This window comes from Mycobacterium sp. (genome assembly GCF_032162605.1).
In the GTDB taxonomy this organism is placed as follows: domain Bacteria; phylum Actinomycetota; class Actinomycetes; order Mycobacteriales; family Mycobacteriaceae; genus Mycobacterium.
In genome coordinates, this window is record NZ_JAVROT010000039.1 from 1 (window position 1) to 16,212 (window position 16,212).

At 64.1% G+C, this 16,212-nt stretch carries 14 protein-coding genes and 1 pseudogene; 8 read left to right on the plus strand and 7 right to left on the minus strand.

Going from position 1 to position 16,212, the window contains the following annotated elements; translation table 11 throughout:
- Window positions 1-547 precede the first annotated feature (547 nt).
- The 4 genes from QOI01_RS01950 to QOI01_RS01965 form a co-directional block, all read right to left on the minus strand.
- On the minus strand, window positions 548-1,099 hold the full coding sequence (locus tag QOI01_RS01950) for a VOC family protein (RefSeq protein WP_526378084.1): 552 nt from the start codon (window positions 1,097-1,099) through the stop codon (window positions 548-550).
- 67 nt (window positions 1,100-1,166) lie between these two features.
- On the minus strand, window positions 1,167-2,504 hold the full coding sequence (hisD, locus tag QOI01_RS01955) for a histidinol dehydrogenase (protein ID WP_526378086.1): 1,338 nt from the start codon (window positions 2,502-2,504) through the stop codon (window positions 1,167-1,169).
- A gap of 245 nt (window positions 2,505-2,749) precedes the next feature.
- Window positions 2,750-3,289 carry a WhiB family transcriptional regulator gene (locus tag QOI01_RS01960; RefSeq protein ID WP_526378088.1) on the minus strand — a complete coding sequence of 180 codons (540 nt, stop codon included), beginning with the start codon at window positions 3,287-3,289 and terminating at the stop codon, window positions 2,750-2,752.
- 12 nt (window positions 3,290-3,301) lie between these two features.
- Window positions 3,302-4,135, minus strand: coding sequence for a mycofactocin-coupled SDR family oxidoreductase (locus QOI01_RS01965; RefSeq protein ID WP_526378090.1), 834 nt, complete (start codon window positions 4,133-4,135; stop codon window positions 3,302-3,304).
- Window positions 4,136-4,388: 253 nt separating this feature from the next.
- Between QOI01_RS01965 and QOI01_RS01970 the strand changes: the two genes are divergently transcribed.
- From QOI01_RS01970 to QOI01_RS02005, 8 genes and pseudogenes are all read left to right on the plus strand, one after another.
- Entirely contained in the window at window positions 4,389-4,649 is a 261-nt protein-coding gene (locus QOI01_RS01970; RefSeq protein WP_526378091.1) for an oxidoreductase, read from the plus strand.
- Between the two features lie 11 nt (window positions 4,650-4,660).
- Window positions 4,661-4,885: a hypothetical protein gene (locus tag QOI01_RS01975; protein ID WP_526378093.1), complete on the plus strand. Its 225-nt coding sequence runs from the start codon at window positions 4,661-4,663 to the stop codon at window positions 4,883-4,885.
- Between the two features lie 131 nt (window positions 4,886-5,016).
- Window positions 5,017-6,036 (plus strand): aldo/keto reductase, encoded by a 1,020-nt coding sequence (locus tag QOI01_RS01980; protein WP_526378095.1) that lies wholly within the window; start codon window positions 5,017-5,019, stop codon window positions 6,034-6,036.
- A 273-nt stretch (window positions 6,037-6,309) separates the two neighbouring features.
- Window positions 6,310-7,875, plus strand: a complete 1,566-nt coding sequence (locus QOI01_RS01985) for a GMC family oxidoreductase N-terminal domain-containing protein (protein ID WP_526378097.1) — start codon at window positions 6,310-6,312, stop codon at window positions 7,873-7,875.
- Between the two features lie 40 nt (window positions 7,876-7,915).
- A complete protein-coding gene (locus tag QOI01_RS01990; RefSeq protein ID WP_526378099.1) occupies window positions 7,916-9,715 on the plus strand; it encodes a thiamine pyrophosphate-binding protein in 1,800 nt (599 codons plus the stop codon).
- Window positions 9,716-9,731: 16 nt separating this feature from the next.
- Window positions 9,732-10,577 (plus strand): sugar phosphate isomerase/epimerase family protein, encoded by an 846-nt coding sequence (locus tag QOI01_RS01995; protein WP_526378101.1) that lies wholly within the window; start codon window positions 9,732-9,734, stop codon window positions 10,575-10,577.
- A gap of 66 nt (window positions 10,578-10,643) precedes the next feature.
- Window positions 10,644-10,760, plus strand: a pseudogene (locus QOI01_RS02000) (methylmalonate-semialdehyde dehydrogenase); the annotation flags it as partial.
- Between the two features lie 79 nt (window positions 10,761-10,839).
- Complete coding sequence (locus QOI01_RS02005; protein ID WP_526378103.1) at window positions 10,840-12,000, plus strand: iron-containing alcohol dehydrogenase; 1,161 nt, start codon at window positions 10,840-10,842, stop codon at window positions 11,998-12,000.
- Window positions 12,001-12,263: 263 nt separating this feature from the next.
- Here the strand turns inward: QOI01_RS02005 and QOI01_RS02010 are convergent, their stop codons facing one another.
- The 3 genes from QOI01_RS02010 to QOI01_RS02020 are packed head-to-tail and all read right to left on the minus strand — an operon-like array spanning window position 12,264 to window position 16,039.
- Entirely contained in the window at window positions 12,264-14,018 is a 1,755-nt protein-coding gene (locus QOI01_RS02010) for an ABC transporter ATP-binding protein (protein ID WP_526378104.1), read from the minus strand.
- Window positions 14,019-14,074: 56 nt separating this feature from the next.
- Window positions 14,075-15,013 (minus strand): ABC transporter permease, encoded by a 939-nt coding sequence (locus tag QOI01_RS02015; RefSeq protein ID WP_526378106.1) that lies wholly within the window; start codon window positions 15,011-15,013, stop codon window positions 14,075-14,077.
- A 3-nt stretch (window positions 15,014-15,016) separates the two neighbouring features.
- Window positions 15,017-16,039 carry an ABC transporter permease gene (locus QOI01_RS02020; protein WP_526378107.1) on the minus strand — a complete coding sequence of 341 codons (1,023 nt, stop codon included), beginning with the start codon at window positions 16,037-16,039 and terminating at the stop codon, window positions 15,017-15,019.
- Window positions 16,040-16,212 lie beyond the last annotated feature (173 nt).

Sequence of the window (16,212 nt, forward strand, 5' to 3'; positions counted from 1 at the left end):
CGGCCTTCGGCGCCCCAGTCGGACCCCCCGACCCCTGCGGAGACCCCGAACCACCACCACCACACGCCGCCAACCCCACCGCAGCACCCACCGCCGCCGCCGTCACCAAGAACCCCCGCCGCCCAAATGTCGCGCGCGACGGGCCCGAATTAGCTGATTTCAGTTGATCGGTCATCAGAATTCCTTAACTCGCTGATCGGATCCCGCTGCGGCAGTGCCGACAGCCCGCACTCGGATCTCCCCACGAACCGCACCGGCCCGATTGAAGGTTCCACCATCGAGGCCGAGCCGTGAACGCGGTTTGAAGATGTTTGAGCTGGTTGACGGGGGGCCGTTCTCTATCTACGGCTGAGTCTGCCTAGTACAGGGCTGTGCCGCTAGGAGCAATATGCGCAAGAGATGCAAGCGAAATTGCACTTGTTGACCAACGACATCAGGGTGATCGAAACCATTGCGCGCGAATTGCGCGCGCAGCCAAAGGGACCCGCTGACGGCGCGGCCATTTTGCTGACAGCGGCAGGATCCGGCGACCTGACAGGTTTTGCGGCTACCGCCAGCTCGCGCTCGGTGGTGCCATCGCCGCCCCTGGCAGCCCGTCGTAGAAACCGCCACTGGCACACGTCGTCAGTTCGAGCTGCATACCCCACGGAGACACGAAGTAGAACCATCGCTGACCCGCGACGGGCGCCGCGGGGTCGACGCCGTTGGGTCCTTCTTGGACCACGACGCCGGGAATCGAACGCACGTAGTCGTAGGCGGCATCGATGTCATCCACGTAGAACCCCATGTGATGACCACCGATGTCACTGTTGCGGGGAAGAACCGTCTGCTGGACCGGTGTCGTGTACTCGAACAGTTCGACGTTGTGGTGCTTGCCGATCCGGATCATGGCGATCTTGCTCACGGCACGTGGGTCGACGTTGAGCCGGCGCCGCATGCCGTCCGACACGTCGTCGGCAAATGGCCCGTCGCGAAAGACGAGTTCCGCGCCGAAGTGATCGACGAAGAACGCGACCGCCTGGTCCAGATTCGGCACGGTGTAGGCGCTATGATCGACCGCCCGCAGCGTGGGGATCTTGGACTCGCGCTCGACGCTCAAAGTACTTCTCCCGTCACGGGTATGGTCGACCGGTCGTTCGGCGCTCACCGATACCCTCGATGCTTGCTCAGTGGGCCGAGAACGTGCTGGTGCGACCGAATTCGTGCTCGCTCCACGGAAGCGAGTCGCCGCCGAACTTCGCCGCACGTACGTCCGCCGAGCGGGCGTGCCCCTCGAAGTTCTCCAGGCGCGCTGCGCGTCCGCAGATGCGGCCAAGCTCCGCGCTGGACGCCGCGTCTTCGATCTCCTGGTAGGTGACCGTCTTGAGGAACTTTCCCACCCACAGCCCACCGGTGTACCGAGCCGCACCCAGTGTGGGCAGCACGTGATTGGTACCGATCGCCTTATCGCCGTATGAGACACACGTCTTCTCGCCCAGGAATAGCGCGCCGTAGTCGTGCATCTCGGTGAGTGCGCGACGCGGTTCGGCGGTCAGGACCTGAACGTGCTCGCTCGCGAATCGGTCCCCCAGTGCGAACGCCTCATTGAGATCATCGACCAGGTGCACTTCGCCGAATCTCTCCCAGGACACTCTCGCCACCGGACTGGTGGGAAGATTCTGCAGCTGGCGCGATACTTCGGCGATGGCCGCGCGGCCCACGCGCTCGGACGTCGTGATGAGCACGCACGGAGAGTCGAGCCCATGTTCGGCCTGGCTGAGCAGATCCGCGGCCACGATGAACGGATCGGCGGTGTCGTCGGCGATGATCAGTACCTCGGTGGGTCCTGCGAACAGATCGATGCCGACCTCACCGAAGAGTTGGCGCTTGGCCTCGGCGACGTAGGCGTTGCCTGGGCCGGTGAGCAGGTTCACCGGGGCGATCGTCTCGGTGCCTAGCGCCAAGGCGCCAATCGCCTGTACCCCTCCTAGAACGTAGATCTCGTCCGCACCGGCCAAATGCATTGCCGCCACGCTCATCTGTGGTGGTTCGCCCCCGTTGGGAGGGGTGGTGGCAGCAACGCGCTCGACACCAGCCACCTTCGCCGTCACGACCGTCATGTGCGCAGACGCCGTGAGTGGATAGCGACCACCGGGTACGTATGCGCCGGAGGCCGACACTGGTACGTGCTTGTGGCCCAGCCGCACGCCCGGCAGAGTCTCGATCTCGACGTCGAGCATCGAATCGCGTTGCGCCTGGGCGAAGTTCCGGACTTGCTGCTGCACGAAGGTCAAGTCGTCGATGACCGTTGACGGCAGATCCGACACGATCTTGGCCACCTCGTCATTGCTGAGACGGAAGCTTTCCGGCGTCCACTTGTCGAACTTCTCGGAGTACTTGCGCACCGCGGAGTCACCGTTGGCGCGGATGTCCTCGAGAACCGCTGCAACCGTCTCCACGACCTGTGGGTCGCTCTTGTGGACGGTGCCGACCTGCGCCGCTGGGGCTTTGAGGGTGACCGACACGGTGAGTCTCCTTAACGATAGTGGCCGTCGTGGGGGGCGTCGCGGGGAGGCCCGCGGCTTCGACCGCAACCTCAGTATTGATGGACTGCTAGTCGCCGGACAGACTCAGGATGTGCAATATGCCGGCCCTCGACTACACACCTGAGTCGAACATCGCGCCGGTCCGATCGCGTTGCCTCAAGCAACTTCGCCCACTGCCGGCATCTGCGTGGGCGAACTGGCTGAATCGATTGCACGGGAATGGATTACATCGTCGTTGGTGGCAATTCCGTTCGCCGTCGTATCGACATCGACATCCTGGAGTTCACCAGGGTTTCGCGTTGCCAGGTTGCGCGCAGTCGGTCTGCGGCAAAGCGCCGAACCAGTGCCTTGCCAACCTCAATCGGACTTCGGCGGCTAACGCAGGTCCCGTTCGCGCGGCGTCGTCGCGCCCCATATCCCCCACGCCTCCGGAACGCTCGGGGCATGGTCACGGCTCGGGGCAAAACCGGACAGTCCACGCAAATCAGCTTGGCCCTGGCCTCCTGCCGCATGCGTGCCGCTCCCCGAACTTCTTCGGGAAAGAACAGGGCCACGGGATATCCCCGGCAACGGGCCTGCAGCTGCCAACTCCACTCTGGACCCCCTGGTGGGGGCAGCGTGACGGCACGCGATGGACCGGCAAGCCGGGCGCGAGGAGGGACTGACTCGATGCTCTTCGTGGGCGCCATGGGGTATATGACTGTGCCGAAGGGGCGCTCGCCGATGGGTCGAAATCGAGTCGGCGGGACGTCGATCTCGCCCATCGGCAGCAGCACCTAGGACTTGGCCAAGAAGCCGGAGTCCAGCAACTGTGTCGTACCAGTTGCGTAGCGGCCCGCATCGGAGACCAGGTACAGGATGGCATTGCTGATGTCCTCGGGCTTCATCCACGGAACCGGTAACAGGTTGGTTCCCTGGAAGGATCCGACCACGTCATCCTTGGTGGGCTGCTCGAGGTCCGGACGAAACAACTTCCACACGAACTCGTTTCCGAGCATGTCGGTGTCGACGTGACCCGGGTTGATGGAGTTGACCCTGATCCCGTACTGACCTACCTCGTTGGCCAGCGACCTCATCAGTCCGGTCACGCCGTGCTTCGACGCGGCGTAGGACGAGATGTTCGCCGATCCCTTGAGGGCATCGACGGATCCGGTGAACACGATGGAACCGCCATCGCCTTGTTCGATCAGCGTCGGAAGCGCCACCCGCACGGTGTTCCAGGGACCGGTGAGGTTGACGTCGAGCATTTCCTGCCAGTCTTCGGGGCTGATCTCCCACGTCAGGCCGCCGGCACAGATCCCCGCGTTCGGGAGCACGATGTCCACGCGGCCGAAGTGTGCGATACCTCGATCGAAGACTGCCTGAACCTGCGCGAGGACGCGCACGTCCGCCTGTTCTGCAACGATCTTGCGGCCCGTCTCCTCGACGAGCGCGATCGTCTCCTCGAGATCTTCGGGCGACGCGCCGGGATAGGGCGTGGACGAGGGCTTCTTGCAGACGTCCAATCCAATGATGTCCGCACCCTCGCGCGCCAGGATCAGCGCATGTGAACGCCCCTGTCCCCGGGCGATTCCCGTGATGAACGCTACCTTGCCATCCAACTGACCCATGGGTTCGATTTTCCTTGATTCGCGGTGACGACGTGTCTTGCCACCAATGCTCGCAAGTCGAATGGAGCACCAGCCAGACTCACAATGCGCAGTCCTGCGGCAGCTTTTGCACGATTCGTGTGCCCGCCGGTCGCAATGGGTCGGGTCCGAGTACTCGGCCGACACCTCTTTTCTCACAATGTGCACCCGAGGGCATACGACTGCGCGTGATGAGTCTGGTCTCAGCCCGATGGCACCCCTAGCGTCATGTGTCGTGCCCACCGCAGCCGCGAGTGACCCGCGGACCCCCCAGGTGGGAATCTTCGATCCCTTCGAGATTCGTGGACTACGCCTGCCCAATCGTGTGCTGATGGCGCCGATGGAGAAGAATCTCTGCACGGCAGACGGCGTGATGACGCAGCGCTACGTCGACTATCTCGTGGCTCGCGCGCGCGGCGGGGTCGGGCTTCTGCGCGTCGAAGCCACCTACGTGGATCCGGTCGGCGGTATGACATTCCGGCAACGCGTGTCTTGATTGCTTCCCGGATGGAATCCGTGCGCTCGCTGGCCGACGCCATCCGGGTCCGCATCGGCGGACGAGTACACGTCATCGGCGATGCGGCGGCGCCGCGCAAACTCGCCGACGCACTTCTCGACGGTGCGCGACTCGGAGGGTCGCTCGAGCGTCGATTCAGCACCGATGGCCAGCGGCACGACGTCTGTGACACACTCCGTGCAGTCGAGGCACCCGGAATTTCGCATCCTGGGTAGAGCGCCCTAACCTCAGATGTGGCTAGGCTCGAAAATGCCTGCGCAATAGCGGCTTTCGAATTGACGGAACGAGTGCAGCAACGACGATCGCTCTCGCGGCCGTGCAACCACCACGAGGGCGAGGATGTGGCATGAAGGTTTCCGACACCAGGGTCAACAAGCGATCGGGCTTGACGTTCACCGCCCTCAGCTTCGGAGCCGCGCCTATCGGCAACTTCAACGGCGTCTTCAGCGACGCCGGCGCCGAGGACATGATCTCGCAGGCCTGGGATCAAGGAATCAGGTACTTCGACACCGCCCCCGGATACGGCAACGGTCTCAGCGAACACCGTCTCGGTCACGCTCTCCGCACGCGCGACCGCAGTGAACTGGTGCTATCGACGAAGGTGGGCCGCGTGCTCGCCCCGACGCTCGATGCACCGTCGGTGAACGGTCAGTACCTCGAGATCCCGCCGTTCGTGGCGGACTACGACTATTCCTACGACGGCGTGATGCGCGCGGTCGAGCAGAGTATGCAGCGGATGCTCACCGATCACTTCGATGTCCTGTTCATCCACGACTGCGACCGCTACACCCACGGTTCGACCGCGCCCGAACTCTTCCATCAAGCGATCGTCAGTGCCTTCCCCGCGTTGGAGTCCTTGCGCGAGCAGCAGGTCGTCAAGGCCATCGGGTTCGGCATCAACGAGACCGACCTGATGGTAGAAGCGGTCAAAGCCACCGATTCCGACCTGTGCCTGCTGGCTGGGCGATACACACTGCTCGAGCAGGACCCGCTCGACGAGCTCTTCCCGATCTGCGAGGAGCGTGGTGTCGGCATCGTGCTCGGCGGCGTCTACAACAGCGGGGTGCTTGCCACCGGCCCAGTCCCCGGCGCCCGCTTCAACTACGCTCCCGCCGACGAGAACATCCTGGCAAAAGCCGGTCAGCTCGAGGAAGCCTGCCGACGGCACGGTGTGCCACTGCCGGCCGTGGCGCTGCAATTTGCCTATGCCCACCCGGCCGTCGTCAGCGCCTGCATCGGCGCCCGCAACGAGCAGCAGCAGGCCACCAATGCGGAACTCTTCGAAGTGGACCTGCCCGGTGAGCTGTGGGACGACCTGCGTGCCGCAGGGCTCATCCGACTGGATGCTCCCACTCCCGAGACCTAGTCATTCGGCCGCAGCACCGGGGACTGAACGCGCCGAACCGGTCCGAAGGAACCGCTGCCCTGGTGCACACTGTGTAACACCACAGCGCGGTTGGCTTCGCGGGTTGCGTCTGATGGAGGACAGCCGAATCGGGAATGCTGTTTATATCAGCGCTCCGAGCTGTCGTCGCCCGCGACACTTGCACGGCCCAACCTGGCGTCGCACTCATCGTCGCCGACCCGCGCGCTGCCGGAGACGACTCAGCTCATCTGAAGCGGAGAGGAACCGAGACGAATGCTGGACACCCTGCCAGTGAGCAATTCCCAGCCCGCGCGTGACCACTACGACGTGATCATCGTCGGCAGCGGTATGGGCGGCGGCACGCTCGCCTATGCGCTGAAGGACGCGGGGGTCAGCGTCCTGTTGCTGGAGCGCGGCGGGTTCGTACCGCAGGAGCCCGAAAACTGGGATGCTGACGAAGTTTTCGCCCGGGGACGCTACAAGAATGCCGAGAGCTGGTACGGCGTCGACGGTAAGCCCTTCAGTCCCGGTACGTATTACTACGTCGGCGGCAACACCAAGTTCTACGGATCATCGTTGGTGCGGTTCCGCCGCGAGGACTTTCTCTCCACCACGCATCAGGACGGCGAGTCGCCCGCTTGGCCGTTCGACTACGAAGAACTCGCGCCCCACTACCGACGCGCCGAGCAGGTCTTCAAGGTGCACGGCGAGCTCGATGATCCAACGCTGGATCGCACCGAGCCGTTCCCCTTCCCCGGCCTCGGTCACGAACAGCCCGTTCAAGCCGCCGCCGACAAGCTGCGAAGGCTCGGTCGAACGCCATCGACGATCCCGCTGGGCCTCGATCTTCGACAGGGCGGCTCCTGCATCAGATGTGCTACGTGCGACGGGTTTCCGTGCCGGACCCTCGCCAAATCCGACGCCGACGTGTGCTGCGTGCGACCTGCAGTGGCCAGTGGTGCCGTCGAACTCGTCACCGGTGCGCTGGTCGACCGAGTGCTCACAGACCCCACTGGCAAGCATGCCGTCGGCGTGGAATGCCGCGTCAATGGCACGCACACGACCATCAAGGCGGGCACTGTCGTCGTCGCGTGCGGTGCGGTCAACTCAGCAGCGTTGTTGCTGCGCTCCGCCAACGAACACCACCCCCGTGGTCTGGCGAACTCGTCAGATCAAGTCGGTCGCAACTACATGGTTCACAACAACTCGATCCTGATCGGCATCAACCCATTCCGGCGGAACACCTCGGTGTTTCAGAAGACGCTGTACTTCAACGACTTCTACTTGCACGGAACGCCCGACCACCCATATCCCCTGGGCCACGTACAACTCATCGGCAAACTCCAAGGCGCCATGGTCAAGGGACAACAGCCACACGTGCCGATGTGGGCGCTCAACATGGCCACCAGGCGCAGTACCGACTGGTGGCTGTTCACCGAGGATCTGCCCGTCCCGGAGAACAGGGTGAACCTGCGACGAGACGGCGGCATCGAGATCGCCTGGGTACCAAACAACGTTCGAGCACACCAGGTCCTGGTCCGTGAGACCACCAAGCTGGTGCGCAAGATGGGGTATCCGATCGTGTTCTCTGAGGGCACCGGCATCGAGGTCAATTCGCATCAGGCAGGCACCGTGCGGGCCGGCGACGACCCCTCCGCCTCGGTGCTCGACCCCAGCTGTCGCACTCACGACGTCGACAGCCTCTTCGTCGTGGACTCGGCCTTCTTCCCTTCCCTCCCGGTGATGAACCCAGCGTTGACGATCGCGGCCAACGCATTCCGCGTCGCTCCCACGATCGCCGCCTGCAGTCTCGATCGCCGCGCCCTTGCGGCCGGATGACCAGTGAATCCCTCCCGCCAAGACCCATGAAAGCAGTGTCATGACGACGAAGAAACTGACCGGCGGCCAAATGGTGGTCGACATCCTGATCCGCGAGGGCGTCGAAAAGGTGTTCGCCATCCCCGGCCACGGAAACACCGCGCTGCTCGACGCGTTCGTCGACCGCGCCGACGAGATCGAACTGGTCCCGGCCATGCACGAGCAGGGGGCGGCGCACATGGCCGACGGCTACTACCGCGCCTCCGGCAAGGTCGCCGCGGTCTGTACGTCGATCGGGCCCGGCGCGACGAACACCCTGACCGGATTGGCCACCGCCTTCGCCGACTCCCAGCCACTGCTACTGCTCACCGGAGCGGTGCACACCTACATGGAGAACCGCGGCGTCCTTCAGGAAATCGACCGTCCGCACGGCAACAACTTTCCGCGGATGGCCGAGCCGGTGGTCAAGCGCTGGTGGCAGCCCAACCGCGTCGAGTCCATTCCCACCGCGCTGGCGCAAGCCTTCAACACGATGTACGAGGGACGCCGAGGGCCGGTGCTCGTCGACATTCCGCAGGATCTTCAGGCCGAGTACGGCGAATACACCCCCCAGACGGGTGCCCGTCGCGCGGCGACCCGTTCGACCGGCGACCCCATCGCCATCGCGCAGGCCGCTGAGCTGCTCGCTGGAGCAACGCGTCCGGTGATCCTGGTCGGTGGCGGTGTGATCGCCGCCGACGCGACGCCCGAACTGCTCGCCCTGGCCGAGTACCTCGGTGCGCCCGTCACCCATTCCTTCCAAGGCAAGGGTGCCTTCCCCGCCGACCACGACCTGTATGCATGGCCGTGCGGCGATATGGGTTCCATCCCGGGCAACGGCGTGACCCGTACGGCCGACGTGATCCTGGCGATCGGCTGCCGCTTCAGCGACCGTGTCACGTCGTCCTACCGCCCCGGAGTCACCTTCAACATCCCCGACACCAAGCTGATTCAGATTGACATCGACGGGTTCGAGATCGGCCGCAACTACCCGGTGGAGGTCGGAATCGTCGGTGACGCCAAGACCTCGCTGCAAGCACTGGCGGGCGCGCTGGCCGACAAGAAGCCGGCTCTGGATTACCGCTCCACGGACTACTTCACCGAACTTCAGGATCTCAAGGCGAAGTGGGACGAGCACCTGCGTCCCATGCGGACCACCGACTACCTGCCGATGACCAACTCTCGGGCCATGGTCGAGATCCGCAAGGCATTGCCCCGGGAAGGCATCCTTGTCACGGATTCGAGCAACCCAGCTAACCAGGCCTTCAACGAGTTTCCGATCTACGGGCCGAAGACCAACATCGTCGCCGGCGGCTTCTCGGGCATCGGCTTTGGGCTGCCCGCCGCGATCGGCGCACAGGTGGCACGTCCGGACACACCGGTGCTGGCCATGATCGGCGACGGCAGCTTCCTGCAGACCGGCACCGAGCTCGCCGCGGTGGCCATGCTGGGTGTGCCACTGGTCGTGGTCGTCCTCAACAATGGCGGCTGGGAAGCGATCAAGGATCTCCAGATCAACCTCTTCGGCGAGGGCCGCAAGGCCACCACGAACTGGACGACACCCGACGGCAAGCCCTACTTCGCCGACATCACCAACTTTGCGCGCTCACTGGGTTGCACTGCTGAGCGCGTCGAGGATCCCGAAAAGCTCGCCGACGCCGTCGAGCGTGCCTTCGCGACTCCGGGTCCCGTGGTGCTGGAGGTCATGAGCGCCCATGAGTTGCCTTGGACCGAAATGCATCCCACGGGTTGGTGGGACATCACCATCCCTGCATACCACGGCGAAACGCGCGACGAGTACGTCAGCAAGCGCGGTTTCTGAGCCGGGAGGTCTAGCCATGGGCAACATCAAACTGGGCCTGAACCTTGAGTTCGCGCGACTGGAAAACCAGGGCTTCGACTGGGCAATGGATCAGGCCGCCGAGATCGGCTACAAATACATCGAGCCGATGGTGCATTGGGGGCGCGAACTTCTCAGCGCCGCGGGCTACTTTCACAGCCGGTCGATGCTGGACGATCCGCTCATCCTCAAGAAGGCCGCCGACGACCGGGGTCTTCGGATCTCCTCGCTGTCAAGCCACGCCCCGTTGGCCAAACCCGACGTCGCCGTGGAATACCTCCGTCAGTCGATTCGGTATGCGGCCGAAGTCGGTGCGCCGATGATCATGGTCGACGACGGTCCGACACCGTTGTGGACCACCGAGGACGAGAACTACACCTTGATGCGGTACACGCTTCAAGAGGCCGCCCTGGTCGCCGAACCGCGGGGCATCAAGATCGCCATCGAAACCCACGGCCCGTATACCGCCACTCCAGAGCGGCTGCAAAAGGTGATGGCGCTGGTCGACAGTCCGGCTTTGACCATCAATCTCGACACCGGCAACAGCTATCTCAGCGAGAACGATCCCCATGAGTGGCTGGAGCAGATCGTCGGCCAGGTCACGCACATGCACGCCAAGGACATCAGCGTCGAGGACGCCCGCCGCCTGCGCGGAAAGGTCCGCGGCATGCTGGGTTGTGCGTGTGGCGAGGGAGTCATCGATTGGGAGCGCATCGTCAACACTCTGTCGAAGGCGGATCACGACGTCGTTCTCTCGGTGGAGTGCGGCAGTCTCGACGCGGCCCAAAAGAGCTTCGTCCACCTGCGTGACCTGATCGAACGGGTTCAAGGCTCGATCGAGTGACCGAACGCGTGTAACCGATTACTAGACAACGGCATCGACGGGGAGAGGAAGTCGACATGGCGGAGACCCCACGCCCACGGCCTCAACGGCGTGCACTTCTTCACCCGCGGCAAGGCCATCACCGCCCGCTGGCTCGACCCCAGCCACGGCGGCATCAACCCCGGCTTCCCCCAAAACCAGTAACTGCTCGTTGCGCACGCCGCTCAGCGACCGACCCACGGGCCGTCTCCCGGCCCACCTCGACGACAACGAAAGTCCGGTCATGACTGCAAACATCGCTTTCCCCCGTTACTCGAGAATCGGCCCGGGCGCCGTCAACGAGCTTCCAGCCCTCATTGAGAGCCTCGGACTGCACCGTCCGCTGCTCGTCACCGACGCGTATCTCACCAAGACCGGCGCCGCCGATCGCGTCCTTCGACTGCTCCGCAATGCGGGATTGACGGTGGCGGTCTTCGACGGGACGGTGCCAGACCCCACGACGGAGTCACTAGAGCGCGGCGTCGAGGCCGTGCGCGCCCACGACGCAGATTGCGTCATCGGCTTCGGCGGCGGAAGTCCGATGGACTCTGCGAAGGCACTCGCCGTGCTGGCCTCCCAGGGCGGCCCGATGCGCAAGTTCAAGGCGCCGAACAGCTATAGCGGCCCGGCCCTGCCCATCATCGCGATACCTACGACTGCGGGAAGTGGTTCCGAAGCCACGCAATTCACCGTCATCAGCGACAGCGACAATGACGAGAAGATGCTCTGTCCGGGCATGTCCTTCCTTCCCTTCGCCGCGATCATCGACTACGAACTCACGACGTCGATGCCACCCAGGCTCACGGCGGACACCGGCGTGGACGCACTCGCCCACGCCGTCGAGGCGTACGTCAGCCGCAAGGCCAACCCGATCAGCGATGCCATGTCGCTGTCGGCGATCGGGCTGATCTCGGCGAATCTTCGTCGCGCCTACCGGAACGGGGCCGATCACGCCGCACGCGAGGCGATGATGGCAGCCGCAACACAAGCCGGCATGGCCTTCTCCAATTCCAGTGTCACCCTGGTACACGGAATGAGCCGCCCCATCGGAGCGCACTTCCACGTCGCACACGGCCTTTCCAACGCCATGCTCTTCCCCGCCGTGACGGCCTACTCGGTGTCCGGCGCCGAAGCCCGCTACGCCCAGTGCGCCCGCGCCTACGGAGTCGCCGATCCGAGTTCCAGCGACGAAATTGCGTCGCGGGCAATGGTGGAGGCCCTCACCGAACTATGCCGCGACTTGGAAGTCCCGACTCCGAAGAGTTACGGGATCGACCAGGGCGCGTGGACTCAGCTGACTCCACTGATGGCCGAGCAGGCCATTGCATCGGGTTCGCCGGCCAACAATCCGGTCGTGCCGACCCTGGACGACATCGAGCGCATCTACGGGCAGGTCTACGCCTGAGGTACGGCTGATCGCAACATAGAAGCGATCAGCCTCTCCTCCCTTGGTTTTGACTCTTGGAGATGGCGAGCGTCAGCCGTCGACCCGTGGACCAAACATCCGAAGACGCACCGTTGTGCGCGGGCTTCGCCCGCCGTCGAGCGTGCCACTGCCGCAGTCCCGCGGATGCAAACCACGAAAGCCCTGCCGAGCAAGTGCGAGGCAGGGCTTTCGTGGACTCCGTGACGCGGGAGACCTTCCGGGGAAGGCTGCCGGTTAGCTCGTCACACCGTCGACGGTAGGTCGGCGAGCAATCGCTGGGTGTACTCGTGCGTGGGATGATCCAGGACTTGGTCGACCGGGCCGTGCTCGACGATGACGCCTTCGGAGAGCACCACGACTTCTTGGGCGATACTGCGCACCACGGCGAGGTTGTGCGTAATGAATACCATCGACAGTCCGCGTTCGGATTGCATCTGGCGCAATTGCTCAACCAGCAGCGCTTGCACCGAAACGTCTAGCGCCGAGGTGATCTCGTCGCAGACCATGACCTCTGGGTCGACGATCAACGCGCGCCCCACTGCGACGCGTTGTCGCTCGCCGCCAGACAACTGCTGCGGCAGGCGCTCTGCGTACTCCGTGGACAACGCAACGGTTTGGAGGATTTCGTTCACCTTCTCGCTGCGTTCGGCTCGGGACAGGTCGAAAAAGTAGCGCAGCGGCTCTTCGAGGTTCTGCCGTACCGTCATCCGCGGATCCAATGATCCGTAGGGGTTTTGGAAGACGTACTGCAGGGTGCGACGGTGTTCCTTGCTTCGGCGCTGTGGATTCGAACTGAGCTTGGTGCCAGAGAGTTCGACGTCGCCCGTCCAGTCGGTGTGTAGTCCGACCAGTGAGCGGGCCAAGGTCGTCTTGCCCGATCCCGACTGGCCGACGACGGCGGTACATCGTCCTGCCGTGACGTCGAAGCAGACGTCGCGGAGGACTTCCAGATGGCCATAGCTTGCGGCCAGGTTGCGCACCGTGAGTACCGAGTCCGGGTGTCCTGACAACGCGGGAACCGGTTCCTTGGCATGCTCTACTGACACCGGGGGTTCGGGGAAGATACACCTCACCAAGTGCGGCTCGCCGTTTCCGAGATCGCGCAAGGCCGGCAGTTCCTCCCGGCAGGCGTCCTCGACGGAGCTGCACCGGTCGGCGAAGGAGCAACCATGGGGCCACCGCCCCGGCCGCGGGGGCCGACCCTCGATACCGACGAGAATCTCGCTGCGCGTCGGACTGGGGACTGCTTTCAGAAGACCCACCGCGTATGGATGGCGCGCCCCGCGAAACACGGCCTGGGTGCCCGCGTGCTCAACGAGGCGGCCGGCGTAGAGCACGGCGGTGTGGTCGGCGAGCTGGGCGACCACGGCCAGGTCGTGGCTCACGTACACCGAGGTCACCTGGTGTTCGACCGTCATCTCGCGCACGGTTTCCAGGACCCGGCGTTGCGTGGTCACATCGAGCCCGGTGGTCGGTTCGTCGAGAACGATCACGCGTGGTCGGCAGCTGAATGCCATGGCGATTCCGACGCGTTGCTGCTGACCACCCGACATCTGGTGGGGGTAGCTATTGAGGAATGCGGCCGTAGCAGGCAGTCCGACCTCCCCCATCAACTGCGCCACGCGCTGGTCGACGGTCTCGTTGTCGAAGAGCGCGTCGCCATGAATGATGATCGCCTCGCGCAGTTGCCGCCCGACCCGCAGCGCGGGATTTAGACCACTGGCGGGATCTTGCGGGACGTATGCGACCAGGCGGCCGCGAGCGTCTTGCAGTTCCTTGCCGCCTAGCGCCAGGACGTCGACGCCGCCGATGGACACGCGACCGCTCGCGATGCGCAAACCCTTGCGCGCCAAGCCGAGAAGAGCCACGCCAATGGTGCTCTTGCCCGAACCGGACTCCCCCACCAGACCGAGGACCTGGCCGGGAGCGACGCGGAAGGAGATGTCTTCGACGACAGGAGTTCCGCGCCCATCGGTGACGACTGTCAAGCCCTCCACGACCAAGCCGTCTGAGGCAGCGGTGCTACTTTGGCGTGGATACGCCACTGTTGCTGTCATTTCGTCGTCAACTCCAATGTGGTAACCGATGGTGCGTCTTCACCGCGTTCGCCGCCAAAGGCCACCCGCGCCAACGCATCTGCGAAGACGTTGGTCCCCACGGCCAGAATGGCCAGCACGATGGCAGGGGCCAGGACGCCCCAGTAGTTCGTTGCCAGGCCGAGCCTGTTCTCGTTCACCATCACGCCCCAGGACGGGTTGGGAGGCTGTGTGCCGAACCCGAGGAAGTTCAGGCCGGCGATCAAGATGATCGAGAAGCTCAGTCGTAGACCGCTTTCCACCGCCAAGGGCGTAGTCAAGCTGGGCATGATGTGTCGCGTGATCACCGTGCGCGGAGGCACGCCCCACAACGCGACAGCCTTGACGAAGTCACGTTCGCAAATGTCTTGCGCCGAGGCGTACATGACTCTGGCGACCTGCGGAGCCTGACACAAGGTCACGCCAACGACCACCAGCCACGGCTTCGCACCGATCACGCTGACGATCAACAGTACGAAGACCAGCTGCGGGATCGCCAGCATGACGTCGACCGTGCGCATGATGAGTGTTTCGGTCATCTTGCCGCGGTACGCCGCCACCACTCCGGCGACGGCACCGAGAAGCACCGCGAGCACAGTGGAGGTCGCCGCCAGGAGCAGCAATGACCAGCCACCCTGGAGAAGGCGTGCAAGTACGTCGCGGCCGAGCGCATCGGTGCCCAGGACGCCGTTGCCGTTGCCCGGCAACGAGTATGGCATTCCGGCGAAATCGGTCGCCGATTCGGAGGGGATGAACGGTCCGATGAACGCCAGACCGACGACCAAAAGCGTGAGTGCCAGACCCACCTGCCCGCGACGGGCGGCGAGGGCGCCGCGAAAGATCCGAGCGACGGAGCCACGCCGCTTGACCGGTGTCGGCGCCTTCGATGGTGCTGCTGAATTAACGGTGTCGGTCACGGGTCACCTCGGGAGTCGTCGGCGGGGAGTTACGAGCAGGACGGCCACGTCCGTGGCCACATTGAGGAAGACATAGGCGATCGCGAGCAGCACCACCAGGAACTGGATCACCGGCACGTCTCGATCCGTGATCGATGCCACCAGGCTCAACCCGATGCCCGGATACTGGAACACGGTTTCGACGAGGGCGATCCCGCCTGCGAGATAGAGCAGATTCAGGCCGACGACCTGGATGGTCGCCGCAAGAGAGTTCGGTAGGGCATGGCCGAAGAGCAGCCGGCGGGTGCTCGCGCCTTTGAGCGTTGCGACCTCGACGTAGTCGGAACTCATGGCTTCGATCAGCGAGGCCCTGAACATTCGGAACACATAGGGCGTGACCACGATCACCAGTGCCACCACCGGAAGAACCAATTTGTTGGGTTCGTTCCAGATGTGCTCGCCGAGAGGCAGGATGCTCACCGCGGGAAACCAGGTGAATACGGTGACCGCAAAGATCATCACGACGAACACCGCAACGACGAACTCGGGCAGCGAGCTCGCCACTAAGGCGGTCACCGAGAGCGAGTGATCGATCCAGGTGTCGTGTCGAGCGGCCGCCCACATGCCAAGCAGCACGCCCAGGATCGTCGAGATGATCGCCGTCACGACGATCAGCACGATCGAGTTGGCCAGCCGAGACCCCATGAGGTCCCACACCGGTTGTCCCTGGGTCAGCGACGTCCCGAAGTCGCCACGCAAGGCGCCCGAGACCCAACTCAGATATCCGCTGATCGGCGACTGATCTAGATGAAGCTGGTGGCGCAGGTCGGCGAGCCGTTGTGGCGTTGCCTGCTGTCCGAGGATCGCGGTCGCGGCGTCACCGGGCAGGATCAACGTCGCCGCGTACACGACGATGGAGATCACGAACACCGAGACGACGCCGGTGATCAGTCGCCGCGCGAGCAGCGAGCGGATCGGGTGACTCTTCCGCCCCTTGGGCTTCTTGGGGGCGGTGGCGCCCGTCGGTGCTTCGAGTGTCTCAGTCATGTTGACAACTCCTCAAGTAACTCGTCATGGCCTAGGTGAGCCAGAAGTTGGCGAAGTCGTTGCCGCCGGGGCTGTAGCCGTTGGCGTTTTCCTTGACCCCGCCAACCTTGGGCGAGGCCGCATCGATCACGGGGAAGAAGTACGGCACGATGTAACCACCACGGTCGTAATCG

Bases quoted from the DNA above. Each gene is read 5' to 3' on its own strand.
- QOI01_RS01960 (WP_526378088.1), bottom strand. From the start codon at position 3,289: ATGGGCGAGATCGACGTCCCGCCGACTCGATTTCGACCCATCGGCGAG.
- QOI01_RS01965 (WP_526378090.1), bottom strand. From the start codon at position 4,135: ATGGGTCAGTTGGATGGCAAGGTAGCGTTCATCACGGGAATCGCCCGG.
- QOI01_RS01975 (WP_526378093.1), top strand. From the start codon at position 4,661: ATGGAATCCGTGCGCTCGCTGGCCGACGCCATCCGGGTCCGCATCGGC.
- QOI01_RS01980 (WP_526378095.1), top strand. From the start codon at position 5,017: ATGAAGGTTTCCGACACCAGGGTCAACAAGCGATCGGGCTTGACGTTC.
- QOI01_RS01985 (WP_526378097.1), top strand. From the start codon at position 6,310: ATGCTGGACACCCTGCCAGTGAGCAATTCCCAGCCCGCGCGTGACCAC.
- QOI01_RS01990 (WP_526378099.1), top strand. From the start codon at position 7,916: ATGACGACGAAGAAACTGACCGGCGGCCAAATGGTGGTCGACATCCTG.
- QOI01_RS01995 (WP_526378101.1), top strand. From the start codon at position 9,732: ATGGGCAACATCAAACTGGGCCTGAACCTTGAGTTCGCGCGACTGGAA.
- QOI01_RS02005 (WP_526378103.1), top strand. From the start codon at position 10,840: ATGACTGCAAACATCGCTTTCCCCCGTTACTCGAGAATCGGCCCGGGC.
- QOI01_RS02020 (WP_526378107.1), bottom strand. From the start codon at position 16,039: ATGACTGAGACACTCGAAGCACCGACGGGCGCCACCGCCCCCAAGAAG.